Source organism: Citrobacter sp. Cb080, assembly GCF_030334745.1.
GTDB classification, from domain to species: Bacteria; Pseudomonadota; Gammaproteobacteria; order Enterobacterales; family Enterobacteriaceae; genus Citrobacter; species Citrobacter braakii.
Genome location: NZ_JAOWDG010000037.1, coordinates 104425 through 123735 on the forward strand (window position 1 = coordinate 104425; position 19311 = coordinate 123735).

The window sequence follows — 19311 nt, forward strand, 5'->3', positions numbered from 1 at the left end:
ATCACTTTACGCCATTTTACGACAGTGAAAGCGTTGGCGATATTCACCAGGCGTCAGGTGAAGCTGTTTTTCAAACAGCCGTCGCAGGTTAATGCTGCTACCAAATCCTGTTTGTTCGGCGATACGCTCCAGCGTCTCATTGGTCTGCTCCAGACGCTGTCGTGCTGCGGCCAGACGGGCTTCAGCCACATAGCGTGCCGGTGATGCGCCCGTTTCTCGGGTAAACACGCGGGTGAAATTACGCGGACTCATGGCGACTTTTTCCGCCAGTTTATCCACACTGAGATCGGCGGTGAGGTTCTCAAGCAGCCAGGTGAGCAGATCGTTAATCGGGCCCAGGGTGCTGGTCTGCTGAAGGTTGTAGCGGCTAAACTGGAGTTGTCCCCCGGGACGGCGCAGGTACATGACGAAATCCTGAGCGACGTCGCGCGCCAGACTGAAGCCGTAATCCTCTTCAACTAACGCTAACGTCAGGTCAAAGCCGGAACTGACGCCACCTGATGTCCAGATGTGTTCGTCCTGGATATAGAGCGGACCGCTTTCGACGCGCACCTTTGGGAATTCTGCCTGCATAGTTTCCAGTAGCTTCCAGTGGGTGGTGGCTCGTCTGCCGTCCAGCAGCCCGGTTTCTGCCAGCAGCATCGCGCCGCCGCAAATGGATGCAATGCGGCGGGCGTGGGGAGCGGCAAGGCGTAGCCAGTCAACCACTGCAATCCCTTCCTGCGGGTTTTGACCTCTGCCAGTGATGATGATGGTATCGAGAGGTTCGCGAGGATCTATCTCATGTAGGCGATGATCTGCCAGTAGATTTAGGCCGGACTGACCATGGATCACCTGATGCGGTTGCGTTGTCGCTAACTGAACCTGGTAACACGTCTCCGTAGCGCCTTTGGGATGCAGGCGGTTGGCCTGCATCAGAATGTCGGCAATACCGGCGGACTCAAACAGCATACCGCCATCGGGAACAATAATGAGTATCTTCTTCATGTCCTGAAAAGTAATCTTTTTACACAATAAGTCAATATTACATACTCAACTGGAAAAAGCCTTACCCGTGGCGTAGCGACATTACCGCCACAGGCCGATGGTTTGATGTTGACTCAACGGCGTTGCCTGAGCATCTCCCTTGATTAAGAATAGCGTTGCATTGACCCATTAAACTCACCACGAGGGGCTGACGCTCTGCTACACCAAAAATGGTATTGTTCTACAAGTCACTCTCCTGACGAGGTCTTATGAAAATCAGAAGGTTTAGTAATGGAGATGAAATTTCGTTATTCAGCGTCTTTTTATCTTCTGTACATACCCTCGCATCACATTACTACACACAGGAACAAATAGATGCGTGGGCCCCAACGGATATCGACCCGGAACAATGGGCCAATCATATGAAGGAATTACGCCCCTTTGTTGTTGAAGTGGATGGTGAAATAGCTGGATATGCAGATCTTCAGCCAAATGGGTACATTGACCATTTCTTTGTCTCGGGAACCTACCCGAGACAGGGAGTAGGGACACTACTGATGAATCGCATTCATGAAGAAGCCAGACAACGTGGAATTGGCGAACTGACTTCAAATGTCAGTAAGGCTGCGGAGGCGTTCTTTCTACGACACGGCTTTCATGTTGTGGAACGTGGGTTTCCTGCCTGTCGCGGAGTGACATTACAAAATGCACTGATGCGAAAATATTTGGTGAAAAAATAGAAGATAACTGGGCTAAAGGTCCGCGATCAGCGAGGGCGGACACTCGGCTCTCTGCCGTATGCCATGACAGAGAGCACGCCAGAAATGAATGGATAGTTCTAGTTTGCTTTGCTGTTTTGACGGGATGTGACAATCGTCATTGCTGCCGCCGCCAGAAGTAAGAAACCACTCAAGCCAAAAGTACTGCGCCATCCCAGAGTGTCGAATACCAACCCACCTGCCGTTGAACCCAGGGCAATCGATAGCTGGATCACCGCAACCATTAAGCCACCACCCGCCTCTGCATCTTCGGGTAGTGCCCGCGCTATCCATGTCCACCATCCCGTTGGCGCAGCCGTTGCTAGTAGTCCCCACAGGCTGAGCAATACGGCAACAGCCCAGATGCTGTGTCCAACCAGCAGTAACGCCCCGGCAGTCACTGCCATAAGCAGGGGGATCATGATTAAAGTCTGATAAAAACTTGTGTTCAGGAATATTGATACGGCCAGTGTGCCGACAAAACCCGCCACGCCTATTGCGAGCAAAATCAGAGAGAGACCAGAAGGGCCTACGCGGGTTACGGTTTCGAGAAAGGGGCGCACGTAGGTAAATAAGGCAAACTGCCCCATGAAGAAGAGCCCGCAGGCCAGGAGTCCCGCAGGGACAATGGTGATGCGGAACAGACGATGCATAGATCTCTGGGATTTTTGTTTTTTATCGTTTTCCATCGATGGCAGGCTGACCCACTGCCAGATGAACGCGGCTATAGCCAGGGGAACGAGGCATAAAAAAGCCCCTCGCCAGCCCACGGTCGTCCCCAGATAGCTGCCAAGCGGTGCCGCTACAACGGTAGCCAGCGCGTTCCCACCGTTAAAAATCGCCAGCGCGCGGGGAACCTGATGCTGCGGAACGAGCCGAATGGCGGTTGCAGCAGATATGGACCAGAATCCACCAATGACCACCCCAAGCAGGGCCCTCCCCAGCATATAAACCGGATAGCTGGGTGCCAGGGCGACGACTATCCCCGATATGGCCATTAAAACCGTCAGCCCCTGCAGGAGATGTTTTCGGTTCAGATCTCCGGCAATATGGGAGATAGTCAGGCTGGTAATGACCGCCAGCGCGCCAGAGATTGCAATTCCCTGGCCAGCCAGCCCTTCGGTAATGTGTAAATCACTGGCAATAAGCGTAAGCAGGCTGACCGGCATAAACTCGGAAGCGATCACCACAAACACGCACAGCGTCATGGCAAACACGCCCCCCCAATGCGCATGCTTTTTTTCGTAATGCGGTTTTAGTCTTACTGTGGACATTATCAGATCTCTTAATATCGAATCGGCCAGGTTCAGGCGCAGTCCGGACAGACGTCATTCAGGAAATCACGTCAAAACATGGATGAAAATGATGTGCAGGCGATTTACAGCCGCCTGCAAATATCAGGCGGCTTGGGGCGGTTATCTTAGGTTGGTATTGAAAAACTGCTCAAATTTAGCAAACGGAATCTTACCCGCAACGTTGTCGTACAGATCAACATGATTTGCCCCCGGCACAATCACCAGCTCTTTCTCATTGCTGCCGATCGTCCTAAAGGCATCTTCAGCAAAATAGCGTGAATGGGCTTTTTCGCCGGTCACGATAAGCGTGGGGATAGTGACTTCATTGGCGTAGCTCAGCAGCGGCATATTCATAAATGACAGCGGCATCGTCGCATTCCAGGCCCCGGTTGAGTTGACCGAACGCGCATGGAAACCACGCGGCATGCGATAATAATCAAAGAATTCTTTCAGAACCGGATTGGGATTTGTGGGTAACGTTTCTGGCAGAATACGTTTCGACGTACTGACGTTCCCCTTTTCATCAACATAAATGTCATGCCCGCCGGGCGCGAAAGCTCCGTTCTTCGCATCTTCCCAGCGCTGTGCGTTCAGATACTGTAATACGGCGCGACGATCCGCAGTGGTATAACGGTCTTTACCATCACCTACGCCATGCCCCATCGCACGGCTCATGTCATACATCACGCTGGTCGCCACCGCTTTCACGCGTGTATCCATCGCGGCGTCGTTTAAGGCCATCCCGCCCCATCCGCAGATACCCAGTAATCCGATACGATTTCGATCAACCTCATTTTGCAGGCCAAGGAAATCAACAGCCGCGCTGAAATCCTCGGTGTTGATATCCGGAGAGGCAACGTTACGCGGATAGCCACCGCTTTCCCCCGTATATGAAGGGTCAAAAGCCAGGGTAACAAATCCCTGCTCAGCCAACGTCTGCGCATACAGACCGCTGGACTGCTCTTTCACCGCGCCGAAAGGCCCGCTGATGGCAATGGCCGCCAGTTTGCGCTCGCCGCGATCCTTTGGAATGTAGAGATCACCGACCAGGGTGATCCCGAAGCGGTTCTGAAAGGTCACTTTACGGTGATTAACTTTCGTACTTTTAGCGAAGGTTTTATCCCATGTCTCGACCAGTGAAACTGGCGCGTTCGGATTGGTTGTATTGGCATAACTCATCGTTGTAACTCCACTTAATGATGCGCAGAGCAGCATGGCTGGTATCGCGGCTGTCAGTTTTTTGGTGAAGGCAGTCATCAAAATCCCCTCATAAAACGTGATAGATACAGGTTTCATACGGACAACACTGCTGTGCTTTGTTGCAATGCGAGCATTATAGTGAGCAGTAATAGTGCTTATTAGAGGGGTAAAATTGCTAGAATTAATACCATATTGTTCTAAATGGTGATGCGATAGCGAGGGAAACGTGATGGCGAAACGGGAAAACTATAATGATTTATACCTGTTCATGCAGGTGGTGCGGGAAGGGAGTTTTACCGCTGCGGCGCAACGACTCGGCCTGGCACAATCAGGTATAAGCCGTTCCGTACGCGAACTTGAAGAAAGACTGGGCGTTCAGCTTCTGGCTCGCACTACGCGTAGGCTATCGCTCACCCATGCCGGCGAACAACTCTACCGGACCATTGAGTCAGGATTCGACGCTTTAGATATGGGGCTTGCCACGCTGGCCCATTATCGCCAGTCCCCGTCAGGTACGGTACGGATTAATGCCAGTCAGCACGCTATTGATAAACTGCTCCTGCCAAAGCTTGCGGTGTTTAAGCAACGCTATCCTGACATCCGGCTGGAACTCATCAGCGAAAGTCGGTTTGTCGATATTATTGCGGAAAGATTCGATGCCGGTGTACGTCTCGGACCGGAAGTTGGCGGTGGCATGATAGCGGTCCGTATTTCCCCCGACATGGAGATGGCCATTGTTGGTACGCCAGAACACTTTCGCCGCTATGGCTTTCCACAAGTCCCGGCAGATTTGGCGGTTCATCCCTGCATCGCTTATCAATTTGGCGATGGAAGCCTCTATACATGGGAGCTTCAACAGGATGGTAAAAAAATAACTCATCAGCCGCAGGGACAATGGGCTTTTGCTGACAGTTATATGGAAGCCAAAGCCGCAAGACTGGGGCTGGGGCTGGCTTATGTTCCGGAAGAACTGGTGTCCGATGATTTAGAAGAGGGTTCGCTCATCAGAGTTTTACAACGCTACAGTCAACGCCTGGAAGGTTCATTTCTCTATTATCCGCACCGCAATGTGTCTCCCGCTCTGCGAGCAGTTATCGATACACTGAGAATTTATGAATGAAGGCCAGGCTGCACACGTGTCAGGGTAACTGATCTGAGCGAGGAGCGGGCCTTATATACACATCCCCATTAACTTGAGTATGCTCCTCTGTGAATTTGTTTCGAAAATGATGTCGCTGATGTGTTTCATTCCCTGCTTTTTATAGAATTTTTGAGCACGTTCATTTTGTTCAAGAACCTCCAGCCATAAATATTTTTTCCCCTGACTTCGGGCAAGATCTATGACTTTATTAAACATTAGTTGACCGTAATGCTGATTCGTTTTGGTTGGGGCAAGGTAGAGTTTATTAAGTAAAACACCGCTGATGTCTGTATTCGGGACAGTTGCTTGCCATGTCAGCTTCACAAAACCAATCGGCTGCTCGATTTCAACTATATACCAGCTAATGTTTTTATCATTAATACTCTGCTCAATAACAGGAAGTGAATATTCACCCTCCAAATAATTATCAAATTCTGATTCTGACTTCCACATATGCTTAAAGTGCGCAGTATAGAAGCGGTAGCCAAGCTCATTTAGTAATGCCGAATCGGCTAATGTTGCTTGTCGTATGATTAAAGACATGGGATAGGCCCTTACTTTATGAGAGAAAAGTGATATTAAATTTGTAATATATACGGCCTGTTAAGTCTACATGTCCGTTGTGACAGTCTTACCCTCAAACTTTGAATACGCAATCTAAGGTCTGAAGTTGGTGGAGCTCGACCATTAAGTTATTTTTTATCGATGTTAGCTTCTGACTCGAAGCAGACAGGCCAACTGATTGCCTGGTCTGCTTTGAGCGAAAATGAAAAGACATCTTCCGAACTTGCGGCTGTTCATTCAGGATTTTACAAACAAGCTCATTATTCCCACTGCCAGGGCGCTATAGAAAAGCAACTGATACAGATTCGTCGGCACGTCTGTCCATTTTCTAACGATGCCCAGCGCGACCACGACCAGCGCAGCCGGGTAAATGGCGCACAGCACGGGAACCGCCATTGCGGTGAGGGAATTCAGTCCCAGCACGGCAAGTGCTGCTGACACCATCAGGGAGAGCGTCACCAGCAGCCCATAAGACGCACCGGTCGTCTGGTTGAAATAGCGCGCCGTTCCGGTCGTCAGACCAATGGCCGTGACCAGACAGGCGAGGGTAATGATCGCCGCCAACAACACCCGGCCATAAACGCCAAAAACAGTCTCGACATAGGCGCTCATCACCCGCATACCGTTCGTTGCGCCCCGCACCGGGCTGTGGGACCCCATCGACAGATAGCAGATATAAATCACGGCCAGACCTGCAGCGGCGATAAAGGCTGCGGCGATGGAATGGGTGAAGATGCCCCGCGGATGGTGGATCCCGCGCTGCTTAAGCGTGTGGGTGATAATGGCGCCAAAGCACAGCGCACTGATCACATCCAGGGTCTGATAACCGTTGACGAACCCTGTATCGAACGCGCGAGTTTGATACGCGGTTGTGGCGGTCGTGAGCTCACCAATCGGATGTAACCAGGCACATACGCCGATAAAAATCAGGGCACTAATTTTAATGGGCGAAAGGAAGAAACCGACGATTTCCAGCAGTTTTCCGGGCTTAGCCAGCGTCGCGCCAGCAAGGCCAAAGAACGCGGCGGAAAATATAATCTTCTGCATCAGGGAACTAGCTGCGCCATCGGTGATGACTTCGTAGCTAATCGTCGCGGTGCGTGGCGTACCAAATAAAACCCCCAGCGTTAAAAAGCAAATGCCAATAAAAATCAGGCTCGGCCATTTGCCTAAGGGTTTCGTTAATTCCGCGATATCACCGCCATTAATGGCAAGGGAAATAATCGCCAGCGCCGGGAACAGAACCGCTGTGATGATAAAGCCAAAGCCTGCATTAAAGGCGTTTGCGCCCGCCTGCATGCCGACCAGCGGCGGGAATATAATATTGCCTGCACCCAAAAAAAGCGTTCGCCAAAAGCAATGGCACTTGCGTTTTCCAGCGGAATGATCTCCCTGTCCACCTACGGGCTGTTCATGATGAGCTGTATAAAATTCGCAACGAACGTTATGCTCATAACGGAGGTCATAACCCCCTACAGCGGCCTCGTCGGCTTACTGGTTTTAGCGCTATTACCTTCTATAACCTCTCTTTTGCGGTAGATAACTATTGCAGGGATCGTTTGGATGAGCAACATGCGTATAATATGGCTTGCCATCACAAAACTCGCATTCGCGTTAAGCGCCAGTGCCGCAAAGGACATTGATTCCACGCTCCCGGGAACCCAGGAGAGCATCAATACATAAAATGGATAATCCAGAAGATGCGCCGCTGTAAATGCCATCATGACCGTCACACCCAGTCCAATAGCAATGAGCTGTATTGAAGACCAAAGATGACGCAAAAATGCAGTCAACGTAAACGCAATAAAATGATGCCCCAGTAATATGCCCATCAGGATCATACTGAACTGATTGAAAATATCGGGAAAAAACACAGTCTGAGATGACAAAGGGTGCAGGAGTGCTGCACAAAGCAACGACGTGATCATAAAGGGCGCAGGAAAGTGGAAGCGTTCAAGGCATTTGCCCAACACATAGCCCGCAAAGACAATACCCAATAGCCAGAGCACATTAGTCGTTGCAAACAATACAGGCGGCATGGCCATATGGGTTTGCGCACCGCCGGTAATATATCCGGCAAATAAGGTCAATGTGATGAGCCGAAGCGAGTGCGAAATGATAATTTTTTGCGGCGGCGTTTTAACATGGGACGCTAGCGCTAATACCGCTGCCATTGCCCCCGGAACGGCGCCCAATAACGCCTCTTCCTTACTCCAGCGTAATCGGTGAATACACCACAAGTAGCATGCGGTGAATTGCAGGGATAAGCATACTAATAACAACACCAGTAAAAATGCGATATTTCCTTGCGCCCCAAAAGAAAAATCGCGAAATAAAAGACCAATTGACGTACCAAGAGAGAGTTGAATCACCGTCAGGCTGCCCGGCAGTACTGGCACAGAAAGACCGGTACGTTTTAACACCAGCACGGTAATAAGGGGGCCAAACATCATACCTAACGGAACGTTGCAATAGGTAAAACCCAACCCAGCCAGGATACAAAGAGCAAAACCTAACAATAATTTCATACACCTTTCTCCTGGCTACCGGGAGTGTTAAATACTCAGTGAACGGTTTCGTTAACCCAAAGGGTATTTTCAGCAACCCATTGGGTCAATGCATCAAGACGTTCGTGTATTTCCCGGCTGGACTCCGCTTGAACAATAGCACTCACGATCTCGCCATTTGTTAATTTCATCGCGTCATATTGGCGGCCGACGACACCTGTTGCCCGATATTTAACCACAAAAGGCAATGGACATTTTTCCGCAATAGAGAGGAGCGTGCCCTGTGCAGGCGGCACATTTAATTGGCCAACCCGTAAACGGGTTGTCTTTGCGATAAATCCTGCGGATAGATTTCGCATAAACTGGCTTTAAGCCAGGTCATTCGAGGATCAAGACCAAAAGCGGCCCCTAATTCTTCATTGACAAAGCAGCCACCTAATCGGCAAGCAAGCTCGCCAAAAATAATGTTGTTATCTTTATCAACAAAAACTTCAAGGTGAAGCAATGCGTTTTCTTCCGTTGGAAAAACCTCTTCAGCAAGATATTTGGTGTAGGCAATCAGTTTACGATGCAGCGGCGTGTCATCTTCCATAACCAGACCTAATGTTTTCCCGGATAGAAAATCCAGGCAGGAGACGGTTGCACGAGATGCAGAAACAAATATCGCCTTTCCTTTTAAATACAACGCATTAATTTGATAAGCTTCGCCTTCGATAAATTTTTCAATGAGCAGATTGTGATACTCTGGCGGCTTAACCTGCGCCAGATATTTATAAAGCTGGCCTTCATTTTTAAGAACCACCACGCCCTGTGATCCACGCCCATCATTAGGTTTGATGACGCAGGGATATCCCTGTTCGGCAATGAATCGCGCCATCGCAGTCGCACTGTCGACGCGTGCCATAGCAGGAACCGGTAACTGATGAGACTGAACAAGCGATTTCATCATAAATTTATCACGGAAGAACATGGCCTTTTTTTCACGGTCGTGTGTCAAACCCAGACGATCGCTGATTCGCGCGGCCCTCAGAACATCGATTTCGGCGAGGTAAAAGATACCCGTTGCTTTATTGTCCTGGGTGTAGTGGTAAATATCCATTTCCACGAAGGGATTATCATTAAAGTTTTCATAAAAAAGGAAAGAAAAACCTGCCCTCATATGATCAAGAATATTATCGATCTGGCTTGCGCACGTTGCAATCAGAACCGGGGCCACTGATTGCAATGACTGCCACTCTTCACGTGAGTGCTGAAAAATAATTTTTGGTGGACACAGCAAGATATTCATTGTTTTTCTCATTCAATATCAAATGTAATGACAAATACATCCCGATAACCTTTTCCTGGCAACAAAGGAACCACTGCCGCGGTATAATGCTGATAATTCACATCATTGAATATTACTGCATCGCCCGCATGCAGTTTGAACGTAGAGGCATCATTGCCCCCATCATGATTAGGAATAAGCGTGGTTTCTCCACCAGTCACATTCTCAATTTCGCTGCAATAGATTGCAATGTACTTAAAACCATCTTTATGAATACCCTCTGGAGCGGGATATCCAGGCCTTCGGTCATCTGTCGTTATTCTTATTTGATGAATGCCAATATTGTAAGTCGTGTCTGGAAGCAATGGCAAAAGCTTACGAAACACCAGATTCATCACTTCTTCAGCAACGTCTTGTTTTATTTCTGGGTATTTTCTTGCAATGCCACCAGCGTAATTGTTCAGTTTTTCCGCTTGAAAAAACTCACCCACTGCGCACAGATCAAAATACTTTTCACGTCCGGCCCTGGCCTGCATGTAACTTCTGAACCGAAAAATACCATCTTCAGCCTTAAGCCATGGATCGGGTAGTAATTCATCAAAACTATTTTTGACTTTCGCTGAAGTCTTCCCCAGTCGAATATGATGATAGGCGTGCATAGATAACGTCCTTAATACGGTAGTTTGAGCAGTCTACTTATAAGATATGAAATGCATATCCAACAATAAATAATATTGCAGACTCTTTTATACTGATAATCTATGGGCAAAAGTAAGGAGGCAGGCTCCTTACTTTTTAAATAACTCTACTTGCTTTTTTTACGTAACTCCGTCACTGGCACGCCACCAATTCCCCAGTTATCAGTCTCCACTTCATCAATGACCACTATGGTTGTGCTGGGGTTTTTATTAAGGACATCAACCAATAGTTGTGTCACTCCCTCCATTAATTTTTTCTTTTGCTGATCGGTAGCACCTTCATTAGTAATTTTAATATTTACGTAGGGCATATGAACTCCTTTTATTAGATAATTTTTGACATTGCACCAAGATAAACAAGTGCAAAGAGATTAAACGATAGAACATAACCGTAGTGCATTTTAAAACTGGTGTTACTGGGTGATACATTCAGACTGTTTGCGGCGAAAATAGCATTGATCGATACGGGAGAAATAAGCTGAGTTGCAATAAATAAGCAAATCCATATCTGATAATCAACCATCCCCCCCGTAAGATAATCAGAAAATATCGACCATGCGATACTAAAGATAATCAGTGGATGGATACCTAATAAACCAAAAAGCGGTACGATGAACAAAATAATCGCGTAGATCTGCAACGTTGTCAGCCCGCCAACATAAGCAGTGATACCCTCAGGTACATGGGAAAAAAGCAGCCAACAAACTGAGGTCAACACACTACAGCTTAAAAGCAACAATACCTCACCGGATATATTCTGTGCTGATTCAGTTAATTGCTCAGCCCAGGGTTTATCCTTTTTAACCAGATGATCGACAACAAAGAGCACGACTGCTGTAAAGGCAATACTTTGCAGTGAATTAAGATTCAGTACCGTTAATGAAAAAATGAATACTCCCCAGAACAGACCTACACATAGCAGGATATACCGCATCCCATCACGGCTGGGTGTCACCGTCTCGTTTTCAGCGATTACCGTCACTTTTGCGCTTTGGTTGAACAAGATACTGAATAAAAAGAGAGGGATACCCACCAGCATCGCCTTAAGATGCGGTACGTCAGGCATTGCCGCCCAAACGGCAGCAGCGCCGATGGTGGTTGGCATCAGTACCATCGTAATGCATACGGTGCGCGTAATAATCTTTGCCAGGTTGAATCTTGGCCCAATAACTGACTTGAGGCCATCGAGCAGCAATGATATTGCCCCCAGACTCATTGGCCATGTTAAGAACGCCGTCAATAACGTAACCCCAAAAGTTATGTTCGATGTTTTTCTACGCGAAAAATATCCTCCCAGAACAGCTGTAAAATTAAGAGAGGCCATGACTTGTCGTAATAAGGCAATACCAACAAGCAGTAAAATCACATCAAAATATCGCGAAAAAATTGCAGGGAGCACAATGCCTTTCAGGTTGTTTGTAGCAAGAAGAAACATCATCGAGCAGAGAAAAATAATCACACCACTTCTGGCGGATGATTTTTTTGACCAGAAAGCAAATGTCGATGCGAAGTAGAGCACGGCGGTAACTCCCGCAATAGCCGACATCGCCGCATGTTTATCCGTCAACGCACAAGCGAACAGAAATACCAGCAATGATGTTATCTCTAACGCAGGTTGCAATGATTGCCACGCCTTGCCACGGGCCTGGATTTGCTCAGTCTGCATTTATCGCTACCTCTGGCTGAGCCTGCCGCACCATCATTTGATGATACATATCTGCGACACAACGGCCTGCATCAACCAGGAATCTTGAATTAACCAGCGGACGTGGCAGGACGTAGGTGTAAAAATTCGCGCCTTCCGCAGGATTGCCCAGCACCCAAAAAGTCGTCTGCGCTTCCCCCATGCGATTAATAGGATGCTGGCATTGATCGATATCCAGCCCACCCGGGTGATACCCCTCATTCATAAATGGACGAACAATACCATTGGCTGTCATATTTCTGATTAACGGTGAAGCGTCATGTAGTGGCGAAAAACTGGCAATTTTCGCCTTGATTAAAACATCAGCCTGAATCTCAGTACTCTCTTCTTTAAAAGGTGAGTGAACTTCGAATTTTCCTTCGCAGTCGTTCAATACTAACCTTGAATCTTTACCACCGGCCAGACTCACCACATTCGCTTCCATTAATGCTAATAGTTGTTCATTTCTTAACTTCGGCGGGCCAACGGCAATGCGGTTAAAAATGGGATTAAAATGCTCAAGGAAATACTGATGTGACCGCGATTCAAGCCCTGAATTATCAATCGCTTCTCGTAAAATATCCCTGACATCACGAATAATGTCTGTCGCCACTTTGATCGGGCCATGGACATTGCCCTCCTCAGACTCCTGGAGATCTTTACGCAGGAAATACATAAACCATTGAGTATAATCCTTTAAACTCAGATGTTCCTGCGATTGATGTGGATAAAGCACACTGTCAATTACCGCGATGTCTTCAGCGCTCGGTTCATAAGAGCCAGCATCTAACCACTGCCCATTTAGGGTTGAACGATAGGCATAACACATTTCTTTATGCAGTAAGGGGAAAACTTGTTCAAGAAAATCGATTTTTGAAGATCCTTTCTCAAACACATTTTTCAACCGCAATTCTCTGATAGCCATTGCCGTTAAGAAGCGTGGGGAGTACTGCCCAGAAACGCCTTTTTGATTCGCGCCGCGACTGCTAAAAGGTAGAGCCTTACGTGAATAGATAAAAATACCCGGTTCTTTTCCGGAAGGATGATAGCGAAGCTCACCATCTTCCCGGCTAAATTTTCCACCCCTGCCGATAGTGAGTTGCGAAATGACATCATAGGCAGTCAGACCAATACCCTGAACAATCACATTTGATTCCGCTGTTATTTTATTCAAATTATTTATTGGATAAGGAGTCGAATAGTAGTCCAGGCGTTCATTTTTCTTATAATTATTGGCAATAAATCGTTCAACAAGATGATCGTCAAACGTTTTGGCGTTGTCGCTGCGACCAGTGGTTAAATAGACGTAATCGGCCACCACACGCTGACTGTCTTCCAAGACAATAATAGACTTCGCATCGTCCTGAATCAGAATGTTGTTGGCCTGCTGATTTATCTGTGTAACCGAGATATTGTCAGGCAAACTTTTGATAATTTCGTGATAAAACCAATTTAAGTATTCACCTAATAATCGACGAGGTAAATAATCGTTGGCGTCAATTGGTTTGCCAGCCACGTCTTTTAAATAACGGCCATCAACATTTTTATAGCCCTGCTCATTAGCCCACTGATGAAAACATGGCCCTGAACGGAAAGATCCGGCATTTTTTACCGTCGCATCACCAAATAATGTTATCTGGCAAGCAACGGTGTTAACCAATAAATGGTCGGGCTGCGATAAACTGTGCGCACCTACACCCATCGCATTTTTATCAACGATAACAATATTAATATGTTCATTCTGTTTACGTTGTGCATGCTGAGCACAAATCCTTTCCAGAATACTAAGCCCCCGAGGCCCCATTCCTATAATAGCAACGGTTGTCTTTTTCATTCTTTGCTCCAACTTTGAGAGTATTTAACTTTGCTGTGTTGAACATAGCTAATCCCTGCTGCGATAAATAACGCACAAGCGCCAGATAATATTGAAATAGTCATCCCGTTTTTATTGTTCTGAAACGCACTCACGATTAATGGCCCGGCAATTTGCCCAATGCCATATGTTAACGTCACCAGACCCAGAAGATTAATTTTCTGTGGTGCAGAAATCTTTTTCGCGAGTGGCATAACGAGAGAACTGGTTCCCATGAAAGTTGCACCAAAGCCAATACAACTCAAGGTCAATAAAAGCGGGGAATGGATAAACGAGGCCATCACAACGCAGCTCGCCTGCACAATTAAGTTAACACTCAGGCAGGACAATATGCTCCACTTGCGTGCAGCCCATAACCAACCATAGCATCCTGGGATAACGGCAAGGCCAACAATAGACCAGATATGGTTGGCCAGAAATTCATTACCCACTCCCCGGGCCATTAAAGGGAGATAAGTAGCTACAATGATATAACCGAAGCCTGCCAGTCCATATAACAATGCTAAATTCCACCACTGGATGTTCGGCTCGGATGACGAAGCTTTTTTCTGAGGAGGTAGAGCGTGTTTATTTGCAGGCAGCAAGATAATCAGCGCGATGAAGAGTACAGCTGAAATGATTGACGCGCCGATCCATAGTAGCTTTGAATTTAATGCATATGCGATACCGGCTATAACATATTCATTGCCTATAAAAATACCCACCCCGACGCCGGCAAACAAAGAAGCAATGACAAACGGATTATGGGTATGCTGTAGCATAAGCATCGACCCGAATATCATCATGCCTGCGCTGGCAACACCGGCGATAAATCGAATAACAATTACTATATCAGGGTGCGTGACTACTGCCATCGCAAAAATAAGCAGGCCGGTGACTAATGCAGCACAAATTAACATCGTTTTGATATTCTTCAGGCCACCAAAAATACCAAACGAGAACAGGAGGCTGCCAACCAGGTATCCGGCGTAATTCGCGCTTGCGATTAACGATAATTGCGAAAAATTAAAAATGCCTTCATGCAACATGACCGGCAGCATCGGAGTATATAAAAACCGACCAATTCCCATCCCCAGCGTTAAAACAATCATACCGAAGACAGCCGTGCTCAACTGGCGATGGCCAATAACATTGTGATCAAGATCCATTTTTCAGGCTCAATATGTCAATCAGATTTGATTGTTATGTTACATAAAGAAATGCTAATAAAAAGTTAATAAAAATGACGAAAACCTTCACTTTGAGTGACAGACACGATGAACAGTACCTCATTAAATTTGTTTAAAACCGTCGCGGAAACCGGCTCTATCACCGCAGCAGCCCGTAATCTGCACTGCGTTTCTTCAAACGTCACGACGCGGCTCAAGCAACTGGAGTCCAGCCTGGATGTTTCGTTGTTTGTTCGCGAGAAGAATCGTCTTCACATCACCCCTGAAGGTGAACTGCTTCTGCGTTACGCTAACAAAATCCTCGCGCTTTTAGACGAAGCCGAGTTGTCTATGCAGGGAACGAAAGCGGCTGGCCCTCTGCGCATTGGCGCAATGGAAACCACTGCCGCCGTCCGACTTCCTGCTTTGCTGGCAAACTTCCACCGTGAAATGCCCTCCGTAGAATTAAACTTAAAAACGTCACCGACAGATGTGTTAGTTCGTCAGATCCAGAATAGTGAACTTGAAATTGCCTTCGTCGCTGACCACAAGGCGTTGCACGTAGACAATTCAAGGCTACAAACGCAGGTGCTGTGTCAGGAAACCCTGGTTCTGGTTACGGCCGCAGAGCATGGTGATGTCGTGACGGGAGCCGATCTGGAGGTGACAAGGCCGCTCGTCTTTGTGAAAGGATGTAATTATCGTTCCCGGCTTGGGCAATGGTTACGGCTACAAAATGTCGATTATGACGACCCGCTGGAGTTTGGTTCTTTTCAGGCAATACTTGGTTGCGTAAGTGCCGGAATGGGCATTGCATTATTGCCTGAGAGCGTCGTCAAACAGTATGAAACGAGCTTCCCCATACGGTGCCACTCTATTACTCCTCACATTGGTAATGTCAATACTATGATGATATGGCTTAAAAATCGTGAGGTTAGCCGGGTATTGAATTGCTTTGTTTCCTTTGTTTCATCCCACTGAGGTATTCCACAACCATATTGTGCCGTTAGGACTTTTGGGCTGGTAAATACTCTATATGGATCTATTATCGATGCAGGCTTTCAGTTTCAGGATTGACTAATGCAATTTAATAGAGTTGCTGAAGATTTCTTTCCTGGGATTGGTCAAGAAATTTGACCACTGTTTTGTAGTAAGAACGGCATCTGCTCTCTGATTCGTTCGTTGCCAGTCTGCCATTGGCACAGGGCTGCTGTTGCAGCCCTGACAACCTTAGACTTCAATCGATTCAGAGATCTCTAACGCATCATCGACTTCAATGCCCAGATAACGGACTGTGCTTTCCAGTTTCCTATGGCCCAACAGAAGTTGGATCACCCGAAGATTCTTGGTTTTCTTGTAGATCAGGTAAGGTTTTGTTCTTCTCATGGAGTGTGTGCTGTAAAGCGAAGCTTCGAGACCAAGCTTTTCTACCCACCCATGAAAAATTCGGCTGTATTGCCGGGTTGATATGTGCCGGTTAGTTCCGATCCGAGACCGAAACAAGAAGTCTTTACTGTGCAAATTGCCAAGCTTTATCAATGCAGCAACAGCTTCTCTTGTCCCTTTGGTTATCTCAAATTGCACAGGGCTACCGGTTTTCTGTTGCAGCACCGTAGCTCTGCTTGAAACCGAGCTACCATATGCAACATCAGATACTTTGAGGTTCACCAGATCACAGCCTCGTAGCTTACTGTCTAAGGCCATGTTGAACAGAGCTAAATCACGCGTTTTACCTTCCAGTTCAAGCCGGATTCGGATCCCCCAGATATGAGATATCTGAAGTGGTCTTTTTTGGCCTATGATACGGTCTTTGTTCCACGGTGACATGTTCATACTCAAATCTCCTGCAATGTTGGAGATTTGAGTATGGTTGTCCCTTATGAGCGAGGAACGGCCGTTTACGCTTAGTTCTAAGCTGATAAAAACATGATTAAATAGTATTATTAGCCAAAGAATTATGTGGTATCTTTCATAAAGATTAATTCTTAACCTTTAGGATTATTATGTCAGATTCAGAAAAATTCCTGCCGACTTTGAAACGCTTATCTAAATTAGATAAGCTCTCTGAGAATGAAATTTCAAATCAATTCAGGAGGAATCATAGCGTAGAACCAGTGATTTCAAAAAGTGAACTTTGTTATGCTTCTTTCGTAGTTAAAGTTGATGATTTAAATTTCTTGCTTACCGAAAGGCCAATATCGTACTTAAATAAACATTGGGGACGATGTTCGAATATTCAATCGCATGCAAATTCACTTGGTATAGCGTTACCCCTATATATTGGAGAAGGTACTCTTTCTTCTGCGATTCATGAAATTAAAAGATGTGAAAATCCACTTGAGAATTCAAACGAATGGTTGTTCAAAAATTTTTCATTAGAAATTGCAATTGCTTATTTCAACAAGTACTTTATAAAGAGTGAATCACTAAAAAACTATAAAACAATTATTTTTGAAGCTATAGAGGCTTTTTATTTGGGGTATGACCATATATCTATCATGTCGCTTTTTCCTGTCTTTGAAGGTGGGTTAAGGAACTTACTTGTAAAATTTTGTGATGGTGATAACACAAATACAAGTGCTGACAGATTTGAAAAGGAAATTAGAAAACTTATTATTACATGGGGAAGACGGCAACTCCCAAATTTTGACTGGTATCCTGGCAAGGGCTATGATATTGAAATTGAGGTGGATTTCTTCACACATTTAAACCCGCAGTGTGATGTGATTAATTCAACCAGATCTTTTTTTAAAAATGTTATATACAAACCAACTGGAGGTGTTAATGAAGGAAGTTTCAACAGGCATTTGACACTACATTTGCTGAATCAGGATTTCAATGAACCATCTAATTTTGTTAGAATTTTCTTGGCGTTGATCTTGACCCTCCATCTCCGAACAGCTTTTGTATCTTAAGTTAACGATGTCCGCTGCCGCCGGTATTCCCTCGGGGAGTGATATCCCAGCGCGCTGTGCGGGTGGTTTTCATTGTAATGCGTGAACGCTACTGCAAGGTTTCGCAGTGCTGTTCTCACATCCGGTTTTGGCATGAACGCGATATAGTCTTCTTTCATCGTTTTCACGAACCGTTCGGCCATGCCATTACTCTGCGGGCTGCTCACCGCTGTTGTGCAGGGCTCCAGATTCAGCTCTCTCGCGAACCTCCGCGTTTCATACGCGGTATACGCTGAACCGTTATCCGTCAGCCACTGCACCGCTGTGTCGGGCAACCTGTCGCCGAAGCGCTTTTCCACCGACCTCAGCATCACATCCTGCACGGTCGAACTGTCATAGCCTCCCGTGCTTGCTGCCCAGTCTATGGCCTCACGGTCGCAGCAGTCCAGCGCGAACGTTACCCGCAGTTTTTCGCCGTTGTCGCAGCCGAACTCGAAGCCATCTGAACACCAGCGCATATCGCTTTCTGCCACCGCTATCTTGCCCTTATGTTCACGCTTCGGTCGCTCTGGTTTGTGATGCAACAACAACAGGTTATGCTCACGCATTATCCTGTAAAGCCGTTTGGCATTCACAGGTAGCTGTCCCTCTGTGCGACGTTGCTTGCGCAGGATGCCCCACACGCGTCGATAACCATAACTCGGCATATCGCTGATAATGTTGAGGATAGCCGACAGTATTTCTGCGTCTGCTTCTTCATTACGCCGGTTACAGCGCCTGTCCTGCCAGTCGGCAGAACGGTTAATCCGCAGTGACAGTTGCGCACGCGACACGCCCATGGTCCGGCAGACCATGGCTATTCCCCGTCCTTTGGCAACAAGGGCGCGTGCGCTATCCATTTTCGCGACTGACCGTACTCCACGGCTTCTTTCAGGATCTCAACTTCCATCGTCTTCTTGCCCAGAAGGCGCTGAAGCTCCCGGACCTGCTTCAGAGCAGCAGTAAGCTCAGAAGCAGGAACGACTTCCTCTCCAGCCGCAACGGCGGTGAGGCTGCCTTCCTGATATTGCTTCTTCCACTTAAACAGCAGGCTGGGCTGGATACCATGCAGGCGGGCGACATGGGAGACATTCATACCCGGCTCCATCGTCTGCTGGATAATGGCGATCTTCTCCTGAGGAGTTTTACGTTTACGGACTTCTTGCCCTAACAGGATCCCGGTCATCTCAAAATTGGCGTTAGTGTTAGACATATATTCAAGCCTATCTCTTATCTGGAGATACAGCTACTGTCCGGTGTTTCAGGGGGCTACATCA

General features: G+C 47.0%; 19 protein-coding genes. 4 read left to right on the forward strand and 15 right to left on the reverse strand.

The features are described 5' to 3' along the window. Positions 1 to 6: 6 nt before the first annotated feature. Entirely contained in the window at positions 7 to 987 is a 981-nt protein-coding gene (locus OGV38_RS07510) for a GlxA family transcriptional regulator (protein ID WP_016156397.1), read from the reverse strand. A 248-nt stretch (positions 988 to 1235) separates the two neighbouring features. On the opposite strand from OGV38_RS07510, the gene OGV38_RS07515 reads away from it, so the two are divergent. Further along, on the forward strand, positions 1236 to 1706 hold the full coding sequence (locus tag OGV38_RS07515) for a GNAT family N-acetyltransferase (RefSeq protein WP_046274913.1): 471 nt from the start codon (positions 1236 to 1238) through the stop codon (positions 1704 to 1706). Positions 1707 to 1804: 98 nt separating this feature from the next. Here the strand turns inward: OGV38_RS07515 and OGV38_RS07520 are convergent, their stop codons facing one another. Both OGV38_RS07520 and OGV38_RS07525 read right to left on the reverse strand, forming a co-directional pair. After that, positions 1805 to 2998, reverse strand: a complete 1194-nt coding sequence (locus tag OGV38_RS07520) for an MFS transporter (RefSeq protein WP_269517297.1) — start codon at positions 2996 to 2998, stop codon at positions 1805 to 1807. 141 nt (positions 2999 to 3139) lie between these two features. Then, a complete protein-coding gene (locus OGV38_RS07525; RefSeq protein ID WP_286473122.1) occupies positions 3140 to 4276 on the reverse strand; it encodes an alpha/beta hydrolase in 1137 nt (378 codons plus the stop codon). A 172-nt stretch (positions 4277 to 4448) separates the two neighbouring features. On the opposite strand from OGV38_RS07525, the gene OGV38_RS07530 reads away from it, so the two are divergent. Further along, the gene (locus OGV38_RS07530; RefSeq protein WP_016152950.1) at positions 4449 to 5339 is read left to right on the forward strand and encodes a LysR family transcriptional regulator; all 891 of its coding nucleotides are present in this window, start codon (positions 4449 to 4451) and stop codon (positions 5337 to 5339) included. Between the two features lie 51 nt (positions 5340 to 5390). On the opposite strand, the gene OGV38_RS07535 is transcribed toward OGV38_RS07530, so the two are convergent. The 10 genes from OGV38_RS07535 to OGV38_RS07580 all read right to left on the reverse strand — a co-directional run bounded on the left by OGV38_RS07535 (position 5391) and on the right by OGV38_RS07580 (position 15101). After that, positions 5391 to 5903, reverse strand: coding sequence for a GNAT family N-acetyltransferase (locus tag OGV38_RS07535; protein WP_053389360.1), 513 nt, complete (start codon positions 5901 to 5903; stop codon positions 5391 to 5393). Positions 5904 to 6161: 258 nt separating this feature from the next. Beyond that, positions 6162 to 7262 (reverse strand): branched-chain amino acid transport system II carrier protein, encoded by a 1101-nt coding sequence (gene brnQ, locus OGV38_RS07540; RefSeq protein ID WP_269517296.1) that lies wholly within the window; start codon positions 7260 to 7262, stop codon positions 6162 to 6164. A gap of 134 nt (positions 7263 to 7396) precedes the next feature. Then, a complete protein-coding gene (locus tag OGV38_RS07545) occupies positions 7397 to 8452 on the reverse strand; it encodes an AbrB family transcriptional regulator (RefSeq protein WP_016152957.1) in 1056 nt (351 codons plus the stop codon). A 35-nt stretch (positions 8453 to 8487) separates the two neighbouring features. Beyond that, positions 8488 to 8790, reverse strand: coding sequence for a hypothetical protein (locus OGV38_RS07550; RefSeq protein WP_286473132.1), 303 nt, complete (start codon positions 8788 to 8790; stop codon positions 8488 to 8490). After that, positions 8730 to 9719, reverse strand: a complete 990-nt coding sequence (locus OGV38_RS07555; RefSeq protein ID WP_286473123.1) for an ATP-grasp domain-containing protein — start codon at positions 9717 to 9719, stop codon at positions 8730 to 8732. Before OGV38_RS07555 ends, OGV38_RS07550 begins: the two co-directional genes overlap by 61 nt. A gap of 8 nt (positions 9720 to 9727) precedes the next feature. Next, positions 9728 to 10357, reverse strand: coding sequence for a 2OG-Fe dioxygenase family protein (locus tag OGV38_RS07560; protein ID WP_016156404.1), 630 nt, complete (start codon positions 10355 to 10357; stop codon positions 9728 to 9730). Between the two features lie 146 nt (positions 10358 to 10503). Further along, positions 10504 to 10707, reverse strand: coding sequence for a tautomerase family protein (locus OGV38_RS07565; RefSeq protein WP_016152960.1), 204 nt, complete (start codon positions 10705 to 10707; stop codon positions 10504 to 10506). Positions 10708 to 10721: 14 nt separating this feature from the next. Next, a complete protein-coding gene (locus OGV38_RS07570; protein WP_286473124.1) occupies positions 10722 to 12062 on the reverse strand; it encodes a hypothetical protein in 1341 nt (446 codons plus the stop codon). Next, positions 12052 to 13914, reverse strand: a complete 1863-nt coding sequence (locus OGV38_RS07575; protein ID WP_286473126.1) for an FAD/NAD(P)-binding protein — start codon at positions 13912 to 13914, stop codon at positions 12052 to 12054. Before OGV38_RS07575 ends, OGV38_RS07570 begins: the two co-directional genes overlap by 11 nt. Then, positions 13911 to 15101, reverse strand: a complete 1191-nt coding sequence (locus tag OGV38_RS07580) for an MFS transporter (protein WP_286473127.1) — start codon at positions 15099 to 15101, stop codon at positions 13911 to 13913. Before OGV38_RS07580 ends, OGV38_RS07575 begins: the two co-directional genes overlap by 4 nt. Before the next feature lie 108 nt (positions 15102 to 15209). Between OGV38_RS07580 and OGV38_RS07585 the strand changes: the two genes are divergently transcribed. Continuing rightward, positions 15210 to 16082, forward strand: a complete 873-nt coding sequence (locus OGV38_RS07585) for a LysR family transcriptional regulator (RefSeq protein ID WP_016152964.1) — start codon at positions 15210 to 15212, stop codon at positions 16080 to 16082. 249 nt (positions 16083 to 16331) lie between these two features. On the opposite strand, the gene OGV38_RS07590 is transcribed toward OGV38_RS07585, so the two are convergent. Then, entirely contained in the window at positions 16332 to 16934 is a 603-nt protein-coding gene (locus OGV38_RS07590; RefSeq protein WP_079497767.1) for a site-specific integrase, read from the reverse strand. A gap of 170 nt (positions 16935 to 17104) precedes the next feature. Here OGV38_RS07590 and OGV38_RS07595 point away from each other — a divergent pair, with 170 nt between their 5' ends. Then, positions 17105 to 18016, forward strand: coding sequence for a hypothetical protein (locus tag OGV38_RS07595; protein WP_286473128.1), 912 nt, complete (start codon positions 17105 to 17107; stop codon positions 18014 to 18016). On the opposite strand, the gene OGV38_RS07600 is transcribed toward OGV38_RS07595, so the two are convergent. After that, a protein-coding gene (locus OGV38_RS07600; RefSeq protein WP_117086587.1) for an IS3 family transposase occupies positions 18013 to 19220 on the reverse strand; the annotation gives its coding sequence in 2 pieces (ribosomal slippage) (positions 18013 to 18899 and positions 18899 to 19220; 1209 coding nt in all). The two genes, OGV38_RS07595 and OGV38_RS07600, sit on opposite strands and share 4 nt — an antisense overlap. Positions 19221 to 19311 lie beyond the last annotated feature (91 nt).